This is a genomic window from Oculatella sp. LEGE 06141, assembly GCF_015207605.1.
Taxonomy (GTDB): domain Bacteria; phylum Cyanobacteriota; class Cyanobacteriia; order Elainellales; family Elainellaceae; genus Oculatella.
In genome coordinates this window covers 53261-71209 of record NZ_JADEWO010000006.1, presented here as the reverse complement: position 1 = coordinate 71209, position 17949 = coordinate 53261, and the positions used below count along the sequence as shown (strand labels likewise).

Genomic DNA, 17949 nt, shown 5'->3' with positions numbered 1-17949 from the left:
GGAGAACAGGTTATGTTTTTAGTCACAGGAGCCACAGGGGGGCTAGGACGCAGAATTATCCGATTGCTTTGTGAACGAGAACAGCCGACGCGGGCGTTTGTTAAGCTAACGTCGCGATATGGCGAGATAGAGAATCGGGGAGCACAGGTTTTTATCGGAGATTTACTGCAAGAGCGAGACATTCACAAAGCCTGTCATGGGGCGGAATTTGTGATTAGCGCTCACGGATCTAACGACGCGAATGGTGGCGATGCTCAGTCGTTAGACTACCGAGCCAACATTGACCTGATTGATGCTGCTAAAGCGGCTGGCGCGAAGCATTTTGTTTTTATCTCAGTGCTAGGGGCAGAACGTGGGTATGAAGATGCACCTGTCTTTAAAGCAAAACGAGCGGTTGAGCAGTATTTGAAAACGAGCGGGTTAAATTACACCATTTTGCGACCCTCTGGCTTTGCCTCAAATTTGCTGCCCCTGGCCGAACGATTTCAGCAGACTGGACTTTATTTGTTGATTGGTGATCCCAAAACTCGAACCTCGATTGTGAGTACAGATGACCTGGCACAGATTGCCGTGGCAGCGGCTACTACTGAAGCAGCACACAATCAAACCTTTGCGGTGGGGGGGCCAGATATTCTGGAACGAGCCGCCATTCCCCAGATCTTTGGCCGCATTTTTGACCGAGAACCGCTGGTTATTACACCACCTCTGGTGGTTTTAGACGGCATTCGTACCGCAGTGGGGGTAATCAATCCGGAAGCAAAACGGGCGTTGGGAACGTTACGGACTCTACTGGCGAATGAATTTTTTTGTACGCCTGCTGAAGTTCAATTGCTAGAGACAACCTTCAACATCAAAATGGAGTCGCTAGAAAGCTTCATGCGCCGCTATTTAACTCCTTGACGTGGTCATTGGCGCTGATCCAGACGTTAACGGTTCCACTCTGCTCCTCACGCTCCGAGAACCTGAATGGCTGTAGCGAGCAGGAGAGCCACGATCGCCCCTATCAAGGTGTTCAACACATTCACAATCTCATTCGTGAGCCATTCATAGCTAGATTGCAGCGTTGCTCCAATCAAACTCTCGGCTGTGGTGGCAACAAACGCAGCGATGATACAGATGGCGACACCCGGCAGCGAAACTAGCCCAACGCCCCAGGCAATTAGAGCGATCGCGGCTGAGGCGACTACGCCAGCCAGGGTTCCTTCTAAACTAACGGCTCCCTCGGTTCCGGGTGGCACAGGCTTCAGGGTGGTAATTAAGAACGTGTGTTTGCCGTAAGCTTTGCCAATTTCACTGGCAGAGGTATCGGATAGCTTGGTGCTAATGCTGGCAACGTATCCTAGTATCAGTAACGGAACCAGGGTTGCGGCTCGATCGGGTTGTGCCAGGGAAACGACATAGGCCGCGATCGCGCAAAGGGTGCCAATTAAAGCAGAACCCCAAACATTTTCTGGCCCACGTGCGCCAGAGCGCTTCTCGGCAATTCCGGCAGCTTCCTTTTGTGCCATGCCAATGCGGGTAACGCTCGAACCTACCAGAAAGTAGACCATCATAATTAGATAGCCCTGCCAGCCCAACGTCCCCCACAGCAGAATGCCCAATATCCATGCGTGAACCAGTCCAGCAGGTGTGAGAAGCTTCTTGGGAGCAAAGTAGGCGATCGCCGCCAGGGCAGAATTGAGGGCGATCGCTACCAGCCAGGGCAGGAGACTCATCAGTGTGGAAGAAACAGCCATTGTTGATTGAGGAATGTGGTATCCAGGGCACCGTCGATTCCAGTGAGGCAGTAAATCATGCGTGCGGCTGGTGTTACTGCTCCAAAATGCCTAACTGCATGGTATTGCATCCCGGCAACGTTGGGCTGATTGTTTGCCGCAACATTGACTGACATTATGCGGTTGAGCTTCAGGTTACACTACCGCACCGAACTCCCACGCAGCCTGGAAAAAGTCTGCTTCGCATTGCATGGCATAGCGATAGGTGGATGCAGCCAACTGGCTGTAGCCAGCGTAGCGATCGGTGAGTGCGGCTAGCTGTTGCGCCAACGGCTCAAACTCCTGGCTGCTATAGGTTTGAATCCAGTTTGCATACCGATGCTCTGGAATGCCAGATTGCGCCAATGTTTGTCCCAAAAATGCGTATAGCCGCATACAGGGCAACATTGCCACTGCCGTAATACCAACATCCTGACTCCAGGCGGTTGCTGACAGAAAATCGGTATAGCGACGGGTAGCGCTACCTGGTACGACATCCTGAAGGTTTACGCCCCACTCAGCCGCATAGCTCTGATGCAGCTTAAGTTCTTGAAGTACACCATCCGCCAGACTATGGAAAATGCTAAACCCTTCCCAATCAGGTGCTTTAGCGGCAGCAATGCTGTAGGCTCGGGCAAAAGCATCTAGAAAAAAGGCATCTTGCCCAACGTAATAAGCGAACGTTTCCATTGGCAATGTACCGTCAGCGATACCCTGAACAAACGGATTGTTTAAACAGGCGATCGCCAAATCCTGATTAGCTTGCCAGAGTTCTATGGCCAGAGACATTGACACCTCCTCATTTCCACCCCCTAAAACCACAGTAGGGACGAGATAATCTCGTCCCTACTGAACCACAGTTACAAATTAAACTACGCCTAACCGCAACTTGTGACGCAATTAGTTGCTAGCAGCCACCTTCGCTTGGGCCCCACTGCTAACTAACCGCTCATAGGTGGTACGCATCTTCAGCCCAACGAGCACCTGGAACAGACCTGTACCGTTGTTGGAGCCAGGATATTCTTTGTGCTTCAGCAACAGCTCGGTCATTTCACCGTAGTACTTGGTTGAGGTATTGCTGAGGTGACTTTCGATGTAAATGACTTCCTCAAGCTTGTCAAACTGTCCGTCTACCTCCAGGATAGAGACGCTGTTTTTGTAGTACGCATCGGGACCATAGTACATCTGCATCCCTGGATAGGAGCAGGTGAGCTTGCGACCGCAAGGTGTCCAGTGAATCGTAGACCCTTCATCAAACAGATAAACAGGCTCCAGCCCTTCAACGTCATCTTTCTGAATCAGGCGAACCCGCAGCACGCGGCGTTCGGTATCGTTTGGAATCAGGTTGGTGGGTAGGACTTGAATCACCACATCGGCATGAGCTTTCTGCGGATCGATGTAAGCATTAAAGTCGGGACGGCGAGAGTTGATAGCAGCCAGCACGTCTTCGTAGCGATGACCCCGTTCTGCCATGTCGCGCTGGATCTTCCAGGCAATTTTCACTTCGTCGTCAATATCCAGGTAAACGCTAAAGTCAAGCAGCGATCGCACCCGTTCGTCATACATCGGGTGAAGCCCTTCGATGACAATAATGCGGTTGGGGCGAATAGTTTCGGGTGGGTCAATCATCCCCGTTTCGTGGTTGTAAATGGGTTTCTCGATTGACTTTCCTTCCTTCAGCGCTTTGACCTGCTCATACATCAGGTCGAAGTTGTTTGCTTTAGGGTTAAGAGCAGTGATACCAGTTTCTTTGCGCTGCTTGCGATCCAGACTGTGGTAATCGTCCAGGCAGATGACTGTTAATAACTCTTCCCCAAACAGATCTGCCAAGCGGCGAAGGAAGGTCGATTTACCGCATCCGGAATCCCCGGCTACGCCAATAATAACCACACGGTCTGGCTGACTGGTCATAGGTTTCCTCTGAAAATAAAACGGCTATATTGAATGAAATTTGGACAGGTTTAAACCCTGAAAAATGTGGAAGCAGCCTAACTGTGGTTCAGTGTGACTCTTTCCCTTCGATTCCTGTCGCTTTTACTGACCTAGGATGTGTATCAAGATGAAACGGCTGACCATTGCAATTAATAAGCAGCGGTTCATCTACCCACGGTTAGAAAAAGCTCAGGCGATCGCAGATGAATGGAGCTGGTAGGTATTTAGTACTACAGAATAGCCTGATCCTACCAGAACCCATGCATCCCTACAAGAGTTCTATGGATAACATTTCGGTTGCTAATACTCATGCTAAAGGCATTGTGCCCACTACGAAACTGAAATTGAAAATGAAATTGGTATGAAATTGACATTCTTTCCCTAAATTGCTCGTTATGGTGGAGCGGAGGTAAGCGTAATTTTTCTTCACTTGCCTCCTTCAGTGAGTGAGAGCGGCTTTGCAATGCTACGCTAATAGCAGATTAGGTCTGATTTGCGGACTAACGTTCCGATCGCTTAGTTGGCATGTCGTGAGAAATGGCACGTAACTACAGCGCGTTCAACAAGTTGGGTTCAGAGAGTTATTGATTACCGATGTACAATCCAAGCGCAGCGGGTGGTGCTGCTAATACAGACTACGGTAGCCGTCTCTTTATCTATGAAGTAGAAGGTCTACGCCAAAACTCGGAAACTGACAAAAGGGATTATCCGATTCGTCAGAGCGGCAGCGTGTTTATCACGGTGCCCTACAACCGCATGAATCAGGAAATGCAGCGCATCACCCGCATGGGTGGCACGATCGTCAGTATTCGCCCGATGACCGCTGATAGCGTCGCTAATGGCAAAGTCTCCTCTAGCACTGAGTCACCGCAAACGAAGTCAGCAGAAGAGAAAAAGCCCATGACTCAAGCCAAGGCTAAATCTGATGTTCCTGTCAACATCTATCGTCCAAATGCACCGTTTGTCGGCAAGTGTATCTCTAACGAAGAACTAGTCGGCGAGGGTGGTATTGGTACAGTTCGCCATCTTATCTTTGACATTTCTGAAGGCGATCTCCGCTATTTAGAAGGTCAAAGTATTGGCATTATTCCAGACGGTACCGATGAGAAGGGCAAGCCGCACAAACTGAGACTGTACTCGATCGCGTCTACCCGGCATGGCGATCACGTTGATGACAAAACGGTCTCTCTCTGTGTTCGCCAGTTGGAGTACAAGCATCCTGAAACGGGTGAAACCGTCTATGGGGTTTGTTCGACGTTCCTGTGTCATCTAGAAACGGGTGCAGACGTCAAAATTACGGGGCCAGTCGGCAAAGAAATGTTGCTGCCTGACGATCCAGAGGCCAACGTCATCATGCTGGCAACCGGAACGGGTATCGCTCCCTTCCGTGCGTATTTGTGGCGCATGTTTAAGGATGCCGAGAGAAAAGCAAACCCAGAGTACAACGATTATAAAGGGTTTGCCTGGTTAATCTTCGGTATTCCAACCAGCCCCAACATCCTTTATAAGCAGGAGTTGGAAGAGATTCAGGAACAGTATCCCGACAATTTCCGCCTGACCTATGCCATCAGCCGTGAGCAAAAGAACTCGGAAGGTGGTCGGATGTATATTCAGCACCGTGTTGCCGAACACGCAGATGAACTCTGGAAGATGATCCAAAACCCGAAGACCCACACTTATATTTGTGGTCTAAAGGGAATGGAGGGTGGCATCGACGAAGCTCTGTCTGTAGCGGCGGCTAAGGATGGAGTGGAGTGGAAAGACTATCAAAAGCAAGCCAAGAAAGAAGGCCGCTGGCACGTTGAAACTTACTAAGGTTTAAGGGCTAGCACTGCTGTCCCTGGTTGACTGGTTGTTTAGATCAAAACCGGAAGTACCCGGAAAAGCGATCGCTTTTCCGGGTACTTTTTTATTCGCGTTTCCCGGCGGTCTGTCTTGCCTGCTTTACCATATCAATCAATGTATGATGCGCGTCTTCCGAGTCTTGCAACGTGTGGTCAAATGCTACTCGCACCGGAGTTGTTGCTGTCTCTGATTGAACTAATAAGTCCATGCCTTGAGCGTCGATTTGGAGCATTTGAGCGGCGATCGCCTCAGTAACTCCACCAAATGCTTTGGCATATAGCGTGACGGCATCGGCATGGTCTTCGTTCATGTGCTTGCAGATGCGATCGCTCACCTCAGAGGAAAATGCGTCAGCCATAGTAAATTCCGTACTATCCTGTCTCTAAACAACTAAATTTCAAGCCACTACTGGCGGTCTATCGGGTGATCTATCGAGCTGATCGATTGGGTGATTTAGGGAGTTGGCTGCCCCTGTAAAAAGAAGGCTACTAGCCGGAATAGGTTCATTGCAATGAACGAAATCAAGGCCATGCTAATCAGGACGTTAATTACATTGCGTGCGTTCTGCATTCGCTGGACGGATTCATTGGTTTGATCAATCGGTTTGATCAAATAGTAACTTGCCAACAGACGCAGGGAACAAAGAACCGTAGAGACACGATTTGCCGCGTTGGGGCGTATCGCCAGTTCAGAAGCCGCTAGTCCTCCATTGCTAACGTGTCACACACCACTTGAGCCAGTTTATGCGCTGCCCCAGCCTGCCCCCGTACCCCTTGCAAGCGAGCCTTAACCTGCTCCAACTGGTCGGGATGCTCCAGCCAGTTTAGCGCCACTGCTGCCACCTCTTGCGGCTGGAGTTTTCCGATTAGCTCTGGGACGATCGCCTCTCCTGCCCAAATGTTCGGCCATGCTAACAGCCGAGGAGTTCGCACAAACCACCCGTTAATCACCCTGGCAAACATTGAACCAACACCGGGCAGGTTTGCCAATAAGCCCGGTAAGCCATCCCAGGCACGCATAGAATCGAGCTGCTGGGTGGGAAGTAACACAATCATGGGAATGGCTAACGATCCTAACTCAGCCGTGTTGGCTCCGACCGTAGTTAAACAGAGCCGACATCGAGCTAAAACATCGTAGGCTGGGGTTTCAGTCCACAGCTCAATTCGCAACCCGCTTGCCGTTTTAAAGTAAGCACCGTTTGGTTCAGTCACCAGTTCGGCTGTACCGCCCTCAAACGTAAGCGCAAAGGGATTAAAGGCCGGATCGGCATATTTGGCGATTGCCTCCAGATCGAGCGTCGGTGCCACCAGAATTACAAACTGCGTTTGAGGCCGGACGGCATGGATGTGTTGCGCGATCGCCAGCCCCAGCGGTACGCCCTGCGCCAGTTTGGCAGACTTTGAACCGGGCAACAGTCCAATCAGTTCAGCGGAAGAGGCTTGGGTAATAGCTTGCAACGAGGAGGATGTATGCCCACTGGCCTCTGCCATCAAATCGCCTACGACTGTGAACTTGTGCTGGTATCTGGGATCAGCCCGCTCGACCAGTTCTGGCTTCATCACCCCAAAGCGATCGATCCAGCGATGCCAGCGAGTCTGCCATTCTCCATAAATGACGGTGCGGTAGCCCAACCGCCTGCCAATGATGACGGGAAAGATCTGATCGCCACCCAAAAATATGATAACGCCGCGATCGCGCCACTCCCAGGATTCCGCTGTCTTTCCCCAGAGCAAAAACGGAAAAAAGCGATCTGCCCCCTGAACGCGATCGACCTCAGGCATCTGCTGGGCAAGGCTTACTTCTCGCCCGCTAGCGTTGGGACAGGGAGAAAGCACTACCGAAATACGAACCTGCGAGCGATCGTGCCCCAAGGTTTGCCGTAGTTCTTGTACAACTGGTCTTACCCAGGTGGTGAGTTCGCCTGGCCCATTCGATAACACAAGGATGTCGATTGGCTGCATAAGGCAACTCCTATTGCACCCTGCTGAATAAATGTATTGATGTATCAGTGACCGTTGTGCCCAAGTGTCTCACGGACGGCTCAATTTTCGCCAGGTTAAATATTTGCGAGTATGGTTGAACCGTACGTTTTGCTGAATGGGAAATAGTCGTTTGACCCAGACGGTTACGGTTTGATCCCTCAACGGTTTACCCTCGTCCTCTACTGAAAAGAAGCAGATGCTAAAACCAAACGATCGGCTGACCTGGGTGCGATTGTTGTGTGTTGCCATTCTAGTACTGGGGATTGTGTTTCGCTGGGCTAACCTCGATCGCAAAATCTATTGGCATGATGAGGTTTTTACCTCCCTGCACATTACAGGGCATAGCCGCTCCGAATTAGTTGAACGAGCATTCAGGGGAGAAGAGGTTACAGTCCAGGATCTGCAAGCGTTCCAGCGCCTCGATCCGTCGAGAGGGGTTGGGTTAACCGTTCAAATTTTGGGCGCTGAAGATTCTCAACATCCGCCGCTTTACTATGTTCTGGCGAAAGCATGGGCGCAGTGGTTTGGCGACTCGGCTACTGCTATTCGCAGTTTCTCGGCCTTGACCAGCTTGTTGACATTTCCGCTGCTGTATTGGCTGTGTTTAGAGCTGTTTGAATGCCCGCTGACAGGCTGGGTAGCGATCGCACTAATAGCAGTGTCTCCGTTTCATGTACTTTACGCTCAGGAAGCGCGGGAGTATAGCCTGTGGACGGCCACGGTGTTGTTGTGTAGCATCGCCCTGTTTCGAGCCATGAACGTGCCAACGATACGAAACTGGGGCTTCTATGCCATATCGCTCATTCTGTCGTTCTACACGTTTTTGCTGACCGCCCTTTTTGCCGTTGGACATGCCCTCTATGTACTAATCAACACGGGTTTTAGCTTAAATCGGCGATCGGTTTCCTATCTGGTGAGTTCTGCGATCGCGCTGGTGGTTCTCAGCCCGTGGATGTATTTCATTCGCACCTATGCCGACACGGTTAAGGGATCAACCGCATGGACGACTCAGTCGCTCACATTACCGACGATGGCAAACATGTGGGCCTTTAACGTTAGTCGCCTGATTGTTGATTTCGATTTCAGCCTGGATGATTTGCGAGCCTATTTCTTCATCGTACCCGTGCTGCTATTGGAGGGGTATGCGCTGTATTACCTGTGCCGCCGCACATCATCCAGGGTTTGGCTGTTTGTGTTGTGCCTCACGTTTTCTAGTTTTGTTGCGCTGCTGCTGCCCGATCTGGTGCTGGGTGGGCAGCGATCGACCGTCACCCGTTATTTAATTCCAAGCCATCTTGGTATTCACCTAGCCCTAGCCTATCTGCTAACCCAGCGTCTTCGTACTACAAACCTGATGCGTCTTCGCCTTTGGGGAGCGATCGCAGCCATAACAGTGCTGGCCGGAATCGCGTCGTGTGCGGTTAGTGCCCAAGCGGATACCTGGTGGAACAAAGTGGTAGGCTACACCAACCCTGAGATGGCACGCATCATTAATGCCAGCGATCGCCCTCTGGTCATTAGCGATGCGTTTGGAGTGAATCCGGCTAATGTGGTATCGCTCAGCTACGTACTAAATCCGCAAACAAGATTTTTGCTGCTGTCCGAGGTTGGAGAATCCTTCAACGTCCCGCCTATTGATCTCAATGCCAATACCGTCTTTTTGCTTAACCTGCCGGAGGTATTTCGGACGCAATTTGAGCAAAACTACCAGGCAAGCCTCACTCCCATCGTGGGAGATTTGTGGCAGGTAAATCGATAATTTTACCGCGCACCCTTCGGGGAACTCCCCCTACTGAACACTGAGGGCTTATTGAAAATGGTTGCCAAAAAGCCGCTGTGGTCGGCTTGACAAAACTTAATAACCGTTGAAGTAGACGCTTTATTAATTTGTCAATGATTGTAAAAAAATATCTCGGATATTTTTTCGAATTGTGTCAGATGAGCGTCTGAATGGTCACTTGGTAAGGGTTTTTTGGTAAAAACACTCATGTAACGTTTTTACATTCGACCATTCGTTATCAGCAGTTGCCTGGGTTTCGGCAGCACGATATTGGTGCTGCGCCCGCCACCCCTCACAATTTGCAACTCTGACTGCTGATGGTTTACACGCTCACAGCCTTGCAAAGGAGCCTAACCGCATGTTCACTCACGTCAAGCCCACGATCAGACACATTGCCCCTGAATCTCTTCAGGAGCGGTCTCTGATCAAAGTGGTCTATGTCGTGCTAGAGCCACAGTACCAAAGTTCACTCTCAGCCGCCGTCCGCTCGATCAATCAGAACAATCCTAATCTGGCTGTTGAAATCAGCGGTTATTTGCTCGAAGAACTCCGCAACCCAGAAAATTACGAAGCCTTCCAGCAGGACATTGCTACTGCCAATATCTTCATTGCTTCTCTAATTTTCATTGAAGATCTGGCTGACAAGGTTGTGGCTGCTGTTGAGCCGCATCGCGATCGCCTGGATGTTGCTGTCGTCTTTCCCTCCATGCCGCAGGTGATGCGGCTCAACAAAATGGGAAGTTTTTCGATGGCGCAGTTGGGTCAGTCGAAAAGCGCGATCGCTCAGTTCATGCGGAAGCGGAAGGAGAAGTCTGGGTCGTCGTTCCAGGATGGAATGCTGAAGTTGCTGCAAACCCTGCCCAAGGTGCTGAAGTACCTGCCAATGGACAAAGCGCAGGATGCCCGCAACTTTATGCTCAGTTTTCAATACTGGCTGGGTGGCTCTGCCGAAAATCTGGAAAACTTTTTGCTGATGTTGGCCGACAAATATGTGTCGGGTGCTACAACGAGCCGCGATCTGCCGCTGAAGTATCGCGATCCGGTCACTTACCCCGATATGGGAATCTGGCATCCGCTGGCTCCCCGCATGTTTGAAGATGTCAAAGACTATTTCAACTGGTACAGCTCTCGTCGAGATATTTCAGATGATCTAAAAGATCCGCTGGCTCCCTGCGTGGGGTTAGTGCTGCAACGCACCCACCTGGTAACGGGCGACGACGCTCATTATGTGGCGATGGTGCAAGAACTGGAATGCATGGGAGCAAGGGTGATCCCGGTCTTTGCGGGCGGGTTAGATTTTTCTAAACCAGTTGATGCTTATTTCCACGAGTCTCCTAACAAAGGGGATAGCCGTACGGTCTCTGCACCGCTAGTTGATGTGGCAATCTCATTAACCGGATTTGCCCTGGTGGGTGGGCCAGCTCGTCAAGATCATCCCAAGGCGATCGATGCCCTGAAGCGGTTGAATCGTCCTTATATGGTGGCGCTACCGCTCGTATTCCAGACCACCGAAGAGTGGCAGGACAGCGATCTGGGTCTGCACCCAATTCAGGTAGCGCTCCAAATCGCCATTCCGGAGTTGGATGGAGCGATCGAGCCGATTATTTTGTCGGGTCGGGATGGCAACACTGGCAAGGCGATCGCGCTGCAAGATCGGGTCGAAGCGATCGCGCAACGGGCGATGAAATGGGCGAATCTGCGCCGCAAGCCCAAGGTGCAAAAGAGAGTAGCCATCACCGTCTTTAGCTTCCCGCCCGATAAGGGCAACGTCGGCACCGCCGCTTATTTAGACGTGTTTGGTTCCATCTATGAAGTGCTGCAAGCGCTGAAGTGCAACGGCTACGACGTGCAGGATCTGCCCGACTCTGCCGAAGCGCTCATGCAAGCGGTGATTCACGATGCTCAGGCGCAGTACAGCAGCCCTGAACTGAATGTGGCCTATCGCATGACTGTACCGGAGTATGAAGCGCTGACACCGTATCACAAGCGCCTGGAAGATTCCTGGGGTGCGGCTCCGGGGCATCTCAATACGGATGGGCAAAATCTGCTGGTGTTTGGCAAGCATTTTGGCAATGTCTTCATTGGAATACAGCCTACTTTTGGCTATGAAGGCGACCCAATGCGGCTGCTGTTCTCGCGATCGGCTAGCCCCCACCACGGATTTGCAGCTTACTACACCTACCTGGAGCATATCTGGCAAGCGGATGCCGTGCTGCATTTTGGCACACACGGATCGTTGGAATTTATGCCGGGTAAGCAAATGGGAATGTCTGGCGATTGCTATCCCGATTCGCTGATTGGCATGATCCCCAATCTGTATTACTACGCAGCGAATAATCCTTCGGAAGCGACGATCGCCAAACGCCGCAGCTATGCCGAAACCATTAGCTACCTGACTCCACCCGCTGAAAATGCTGGACTCTATAAAGGGTTAAAGGAGCTGAGCGAGCTAATTGCTTCGTATCAAACCTTAAAGGATTCTGGTCGGGCAGTTCCGATTGTGAATGCCATCGTTGACAAGTGCCGTTTGGTCAATCTGGACAAGGACATTGAACTGCCAGAGCAAGATGCCGCCGATCTCAGTGCCGAGGAGCGGGATGCGCTGGTGGGCAAGGTGTACATTCGGTTGATGGAGATTGAGTCGCGTCTGCTGCCCTGTGGCCTGCATGTGATCGGCAAACCGCCCACCGCCACCGAAGCGATCGCCACCCTGGTTAACATTGCCAGTCTCGATCGCACCGAAGAAGAGATTGTGAGTCTGCCGCGCATTATTGCCAACAGCATTGGGCGCGATCTGGATCAGATCTTCAAGAATAGCGATCGCGGCGTTTTAGACGACGTGCAGCTCCTATTCGACATCAACCAGGCAACTCGCCTTGCCGTTGCGGCGCTGGTGAAAGAGCAAACCGATGCCGATGGCCGCGTGTCTCGCGTCTCTAAGCTCAACTTCTTCAACATGGGCAAAAAAGCGCCCTGGGTGGAAGTGTTGCACGAAGCGGGCTATTCCAAGGTTGATCCTGAACAGCTCAAACCGCTGTTTGAATATCTGGAGTTTTGCCTGAAACAGGTGGTTGCCGATAACGAACTGGGGGCATTGCTCAAGGCGCTGGAAGGCGAATATGTGATTCCTGGCCCTGGTGGCGATCCCATTCGCAATCCGGATGTGCTGCCAACGGGCAAGAATATGCACGCCCTTGATCCCCAGTCGATTCCTACCACTGCGGCGATTAAGTCGGCTCAGATTGTGGTCGAGCGCCTGCTGGCTCGGCAAAAGGCAGAAAACGGCGGCACCTATCCAGAAACGATCGCCTTTGTGCTGTGGGGCACCGACAACATCAAGACCTACGGCGAATCGCTGGCGCAGGTGTTGATGCTGGTGGGTGTTCGTCCGGTGCCTGACTCGTTGGGTCGGGTCAACAAACTGGAGTTAATGTCTCTAGAAGAGTTAGGGCGACCCCGAATTGATGTGGTGGTGAACTGTTCTGGCGTGTTCCGCGATTTGTTCATTAACCAGATGAGTTTGCTCGATCGCGCTATCAAAATGGCCGCAGAAGCCAATGAGCCGCTGGAGATGAACTATGTTCGCAAACACGCGATGAAGCAAGCAGAAGACCTGGGTGTGAACCTGCGTCAGGCGGCAACCCGCGTGTTTTCTAATGCCTCTGGTTCCTATTCTTCTAACATCAACCTGGCGGTGGAAAACAGCACCTGGGAAAGTGAAACGGAACTGCAAGATATGTATCTGGCACGCAAATCCTTTGCCTTTAGTTCCGACAACCCCGGCATGATGGAGCAGTCGCGCGAACTGTTTGAGACGGCGCTTAAAACGGTGGATGTGACCTTCCAGAACCTCGATTCGTCCGAGATTTCGCTCACGGATGTGTCGCACTACTTTGACTCTGACCCCACCAAGTTGGTTTCTAGTTTGCGGGGTGATGGCACAACGCCAGCATCTTATATTGCAGATACCACCACGGCGAATGCTCAGGTGCGATCGCTCTCTGAGACGGTGCGGTTAGACGCTCGGACTAAAATGCTTAACCCCAAATGGTACGAGGGAATGCTCTCCCATGGCTATGAGGGGGTGCGGGAACTGTCGAAGCGCCTGGTTAATACTATGGGCTGGTCGGCAACGGCTGGAGCCGTAGACAACTGGATTTATGAAGACACCAATGCCACATTCATCCAGGATGAGGCCATGCGGCAACGGCTGCTGAACATGAATCCGCACTCGTTCCGCAAAATTGTGGGCACCTTGCTGGAGGTTAACGGGCGCGGCTACTGGGAAACGAGCGAAAGCAATCTCAATATGCTGCGCGAACTGTATCAAGAAGTAGAAGATCGGATTGAAGGAATTGAATAATCCGAAATTTTGCTTTAGCCAGTTGTAATCATTGATAAGTCATCACAGAGACGTTGCGTGCAGCGTCTCTGTTTTGTTTAGCGTTTATTTAGCGTTTGTATAGCGGTCAATGGATAGGTTGGGGTGACGTATCGGTATGTCCCTAACCCATCTGCTGCCCACTAAACTTCAGAGGATCTGACTGAAAAATCTGATGGTTAAATCAAACTATTTATCCATTGTTGTGGCGGTTTTTGTGGCGATCGCAAAGTGCAGTTTAGCTATCTTGTGTTTTAGTCTGGCACTCTATTTAAGAACCCCTTTATTTGCAGGAACCAGAAACATACTATTTTGGATACTTCTGCTACTTGGCGTTGGATTGTTTGGGCTTGAACTGGTTCGCCTTAAGCATCAACATCGCAGTTCAAGAATAGGTGGGTTACTGATACTGAGTATCGCATTTGGGGCGATCGCCATCCTGACCACGTCCGAACTTAAATTCAATTTTGCGAAGCAAAGGATACTAAACTCTAATTCGGCTCAGCTAGCCGCATTAGGCCAACATTTTGTGGTGGGATATCGCAATATTGATGAGGTCAAAAAGCTAGCAGAAACAGGAGCGATCGGCGGTATTTTCATTACTAGACGCAATATTAAAAACAAAACAGTATTAGAAATTAAACAGGAAATTGCAGCGCTGCAATCAGCGCGAGTTCAACATCATCTGCCGCCGTTGTGGGTTGCAACCGATCAAGAAGGAGGAATTGTTTCACGCTTGTCTCCACCGCTGACACAGTTACCACCACTGGCACAGATCGTTGATTCAGCAAACAGTGATTCAGCAAACAGTATGGATCAACAAACCGCAGACGTAATTCAATATGCCAGAGTGCATGGAGAAGAGTTAGCGAACCTGGGTGTAAACCTCAACTTTGCCCCCGTGGTTGATTTGAATAAAAACGTCGTTAACCCCAGGGATAAGTTTTCGCAAATTTATCGACGAGCCATTTCAACCCATCAACAGGTAGTTGCCGACGTAGCGCTTCAATATTGCCAGACGTTAGAAGACTACGGTGTTCGTTGCACTATTAAACATTTTCCGGGGTTGGGGGGCGTGGCAACCGATACCCACATTGAAGAGGCCGAATTGTGGTCTTCTATTGCAGAATTAACTCAGGCTGATTGGGTGCCTTTTCGTAAGGTGATGAGCCAATCAAATGCAGTGGTCATGCTGGGACATGCCAAATTAATGGCCGTTGACGATCGCCATCCTGTCTCATTTTCTCAACCTGTTGTTACCGGCATCCTGCGAGACAGTTGGCAACATCAAGGCGTTTTAATTACCGATGATTTCAGTATGCAAGCCGTGTACGGCAGCGAATTGGGGCTTGAAAATGCAGCGATCGCCTCACTCAACGCTGGCGTTGACCTGATCCTGATTTCCTACGATACCGACCTGTATTATGAAGCGATGATGGCACTACTCAAGGCAGAAACAAACGGACTTCTAAACGTAAAACAGTTAGAAACTAGCCAACGCCGATTAGCAGCATCCATGAGCAATCGCCCCACACTTCCCCATCCTGAAACCGAAAAGTCGAGCTAAGCGCACGTTAGCCCTGGAGCAAAAGCAGACAGGCTCAGCGCTAACTATCCTGGATTGACCCGCATCAACACCTGCCCATATTCCACGGGTTCGCCGTTCTCCACCAAAACATCAACCACTTCACCAGAAACCTCTGCCTCAATCTCATTCATCAGCTTCATGGCTTCAATGATGCACACCGTTTGTCCAGAGCGAATGCGATCGCCCACCTCAACAAACGGCGGTTCATCAGGTGCAGGGGAGCGGTAGAAAGTGCCCACCATTGGCGACGTGATCGTGAGCAGTCGCTCGGTAGCCGATGGAGCAGAAGTCGGAGCCGGAGTTGCCGTGGTAACTGCCGCTGTTGCCGTTGCGCTAGGGGTGGCTGACGGTGCTGGAGCAACCGAAATGCTGGGAACCGTTAAAGCGTCAGGGACATTGCTGCGCTCCTGGATGACAACGCGATCGCTGCCCTGTGTACCCTTGCGGATCACCAGCTCAAAATCGTTGCTCTTTAAGGTCAGCTCTGCAATATCCGTCTGGTTTAGCGCCGCTAGCAACTCGCGGAGTTCGTTGAAGTCTAATTCCACAATTTATATAGCTCACGTTAACGTATTTCTTGATCGGCTCCGACTGATCGCTCCGGCTCTACCATCAGCGGCTGACATTTGCCGTTCCTAATCAGCCGCTGATGGCAGAACTTACTCACGACCTAAATAGCTGTCGTTGCGGGTATCTACTTTAATCCGCTCACCAATGGTGATAAACAGCGGCACCATGACCTGTGCCCCCGTTTCGACAATGGCTGGTTTAGTTCCACCCGTGGCCGTGTCTCCCTTCACACCGGGATCGGTCTCGGTGACTTCTAAAACCACTGAGTTCGGCAATTCTACTTCTATAACCTGCTCGCCCCAGCGAACCACGTTCACTTCCATGCCCTCTTTCAAATATTTGACGCGATCGCCAATCTGCGCTGCGCTGAGACGACCTTCCTCATAGCTGTCCATATCCATGAAGACGTACTGGTCAGCTTCTTTGTAGGTATGCTGCATCACGCTCTTTTCAAGCGTGGCTTGAGGAACCGTCTCACCTGCCCGGAAGGTTCGTTCAACCACACTGCCCGTTTGAGCGTTTTTGAGTTTAGTGCGAACAAACGCAGACCCTTTTCCGGGTTTGACGTGGAGGAATTCCACGACTCGCCACACCGAGCCGTCTAATTCAATGCTGACACCAGGGCGAAAGTCGTTGCTGGAAATCATGAATCTTGTTGTCTAGGGAGAACATCGGCAATTCATTTTACCGCTCAAGGGGTAAGCAGGTGGAGAGCGGCGAGTTGATTTTTTTAGAATTGAATGCTTGAAGCGGAAGGCTCGCCGCGAAACGCACGATTGCAGGAAAACCATTCTGGCGATCGCAACCCTTCTGGCTGAAACGGTGCATTGGCATTTCTGCTGCACCCGTCTCTCACTATGGCAAGATTAAACATGGGATTTTCACCCTGTAGGCTAATAATGCCGTGGTGGATGTATAAGCCTCTGGGATAATTTTTATGCTGCACTCTTTAAGCCATTTAATGATGACTGCACTCAAGCGCTGGCTAAAAACGGGAGCGTTGGTCATTCTGCTAACGGTCTCATTGCTGGGAATTAGCACGATAAGCTGGAACCGCTCGGCGGCTGCCGATCCGGTTTTGATCAGCGCCTTGCCAGGAGGCAATGCCATCACCGACGGCAAAGCGCTGCTGCGGTATGCGCTGCCCATTGATAATGAAGCCATCCGCGACATTCAGAAAAGTATAGAAGAGACTTCAGAATCACTGCGAACCCGCAAGCGATTTGGGGCAATTAACGGCAACCTGAAGCGGGCACGACGAATTTTAGATTCCAAACAGACCGAAATTTTGGGTAGTGTGGCTCAGGAGCGCAAGCCAGAAGCAGAGGCGATCGTCGCTCAACTGCAATCGGGTCTTGACGACATGCAAATGGGCGTTGAGGAAAAAGACAGAGAAAAGCTCTGGCTCAAGCGAGGCGAACTGCTAGACCTGGTAGGACAACTGGAAGAGTTAATGGTGAGCCAGTTTCCGTTTGAGGTTCCCGCTGAGTACAGCAATCTGCCTCAGCTCAAGGGACGAGCCACCGTCGAGTTTGTTACCAGCAAAGGAACCATGAAAGCGGTGGTAGACGGCTACAGCGCTCCAGTTACGGCAGGTAACTTTATAGATTTAGTACAGCGTGGGTTCTATGACGGTTTAGAGTTCACGCGGGCTGAAGACTTCTATGTGGTGCAGGTGGGCGATCCGCCGGGAGCAGATGAAGGCTTTATCGACCCCAAAACCGGAAAGTATCGCTCTATCCCAATTGAGGTTCTGGTGGAAGGAGATACTGAACCCACCTATGGTGTCACCCTGGAAGAATCGGGGCGCTATCTCGATCAGCCCGTGTTGCCGTTCTCGGCCTACGGCACCTTGGGGATGGCTCGTCCTGGCGATGACCCTAACGGCGGTTCTTCCCAATTCTTTTTCTTCCTGTTTGAAGCAGAATTAACCCCTGCCGGACGCAATTTGTTGGATGGGCGTTACTCGGTGTTTGGCTATGTCACCGAAAACAAAGAGGTTTTGGGTCAGCTCAAGCAGGGCGATCGCATTGAAACAGCCAGAGTAATTGACGGTGCCGAAAACCTGGTGCAACCTACACCAATTACCTGAACCAAACCGAAGCGAAGCCGAGCGA

General features: G+C 51.1%; 15 protein-coding genes. 6 read left to right on the top strand and 9 right to left on the bottom strand.

The genetic code is table 11. The features are described 5' to 3' along the window. The first annotated feature begins 12 nt into the window (after positions 1-12). A complete protein-coding gene (locus IQ268_RS06440; RefSeq protein WP_193876722.1) occupies positions 13-900 on the top strand; it encodes an SDR family oxidoreductase in 888 nt (295 codons plus the stop codon). Positions 901-947: 47 nt separating this feature from the next. Here IQ268_RS06440 and IQ268_RS06435 read toward each other — a convergent pair whose 3' ends face one another. From IQ268_RS06435 to IQ268_RS06420, 4 genes are all read right to left on the bottom strand, one after another. Beyond that, positions 948-1736, bottom strand: a complete 789-nt coding sequence (locus IQ268_RS06435; protein WP_193876720.1) for a TIGR00297 family protein — start codon at positions 1734-1736, stop codon at positions 948-950. Continuing rightward, a complete protein-coding gene (locus tag IQ268_RS06430) occupies positions 1715-1891 on the bottom strand; it encodes a hypothetical protein (protein ID WP_193876718.1) in 177 nt (58 codons plus the stop codon). The genes IQ268_RS06435 and IQ268_RS06430 overlap by 22 nt, the downstream gene beginning before the upstream one ends. A 19-nt stretch (positions 1892-1910) precedes the next feature. Further along, entirely contained in the window at positions 1911-2543 is a 633-nt protein-coding gene (locus tag IQ268_RS06425) for a TenA family protein (protein ID WP_193876716.1), read from the bottom strand. Positions 2544-2654: 111 nt separating this feature from the next. After that, positions 2655-3665 carry a phosphoribulokinase gene (locus tag IQ268_RS06420; RefSeq protein WP_193876714.1) on the bottom strand — a complete coding sequence of 337 codons (1011 nt, stop codon included), beginning with the start codon at positions 3663-3665 and terminating at the stop codon, positions 2655-2657. 615 nt (positions 3666-4280) lie between these two features. Between IQ268_RS06420 and petH the strand changes: the two genes are divergently transcribed. Continuing rightward, positions 4281-5501 carry a ferredoxin--NADP reductase gene (gene petH / locus IQ268_RS06415; RefSeq protein WP_193876712.1) on the top strand — a complete coding sequence of 407 codons (1221 nt, stop codon included), beginning with the start codon at positions 4281-4283 and terminating at the stop codon, positions 5499-5501. A gap of 94 nt (positions 5502-5595) precedes the next feature. Here the strand turns inward: petH and IQ268_RS06410 are convergent, their stop codons facing one another. Beyond that, positions 5596-5889 (bottom strand): DUF2470 domain-containing protein, encoded by a 294-nt coding sequence (locus tag IQ268_RS06410; protein WP_193876710.1) that lies wholly within the window; start codon positions 5887-5889, stop codon positions 5596-5598. Positions 5890-6229: 340 nt separating this feature from the next. Continuing rightward, a complete protein-coding gene (locus tag IQ268_RS06405; protein ID WP_193876708.1) occupies positions 6230-7492 on the bottom strand; it encodes a lipid-A-disaccharide synthase in 1263 nt (420 codons plus the stop codon). Positions 7493-7709: 217 nt separating this feature from the next. On the opposite strand from IQ268_RS06405, the gene IQ268_RS06400 reads away from it, so the two are divergent. The 3 genes from IQ268_RS06400 to IQ268_RS06390 all read left to right on the top strand — a co-directional run bounded on the left by IQ268_RS06400 (position 7710) and on the right by IQ268_RS06390 (position 15241). Next, positions 7710-9272, top strand: a complete 1563-nt coding sequence (locus IQ268_RS06400; protein WP_193876706.1) for a glycosyltransferase family 39 protein — start codon at positions 7710-7712, stop codon at positions 9270-9272. A 379-nt stretch (positions 9273-9651) separates the two neighbouring features. Further along, positions 9652-13656, top strand: coding sequence for a magnesium chelatase subunit H (locus tag IQ268_RS06395; protein WP_193876704.1), 4005 nt, complete (start codon positions 9652-9654; stop codon positions 13654-13656). 193 nt (positions 13657-13849) lie between these two features. Continuing rightward, on the top strand, positions 13850-15241 hold the full coding sequence (locus tag IQ268_RS06390) for a glycoside hydrolase family 3 protein (protein WP_193876702.1): 1392 nt from the start codon (positions 13850-13852) through the stop codon (positions 15239-15241). Between the two features lie 44 nt (positions 15242-15285). Here the strand turns inward: IQ268_RS06390 and accB are convergent, their stop codons facing one another. The 3 genes from accB to IQ268_RS06375 all read right to left on the bottom strand — a co-directional run bounded on the left by accB (position 15286) and on the right by IQ268_RS06375 (position 16778). Continuing rightward, positions 15286-15810 (bottom strand): acetyl-CoA carboxylase biotin carboxyl carrier protein, encoded by a 525-nt coding sequence (accB, locus tag IQ268_RS06385; protein WP_193876700.1) that lies wholly within the window; start codon positions 15808-15810, stop codon positions 15286-15288. A gap of 111 nt (positions 15811-15921) precedes the next feature. Further along, positions 15922-16479, bottom strand: a complete 558-nt coding sequence (efp, locus tag IQ268_RS06380; RefSeq protein ID WP_193876698.1) for an elongation factor P — start codon at positions 16477-16479, stop codon at positions 15922-15924. Between the two features lie 83 nt (positions 16480-16562). Beyond that, positions 16563-16778, bottom strand: coding sequence for a hypothetical protein (locus IQ268_RS06375; protein WP_193876696.1), 216 nt, complete (start codon positions 16776-16778; stop codon positions 16563-16565). On the opposite strand from IQ268_RS06375, the gene IQ268_RS06370 reads away from it, so the two are divergent. Continuing rightward, positions 16770-17924 carry a peptidylprolyl isomerase gene (locus IQ268_RS06370; RefSeq protein ID WP_193876694.1) on the top strand — a complete coding sequence of 385 codons (1155 nt, stop codon included), beginning with the start codon at positions 16770-16772 and terminating at the stop codon, positions 17922-17924. The genes IQ268_RS06375 and IQ268_RS06370 overlap by 9 nt on opposite strands. The last annotated feature ends 25 nt before the right edge of the window (positions 17925-17949 follow it).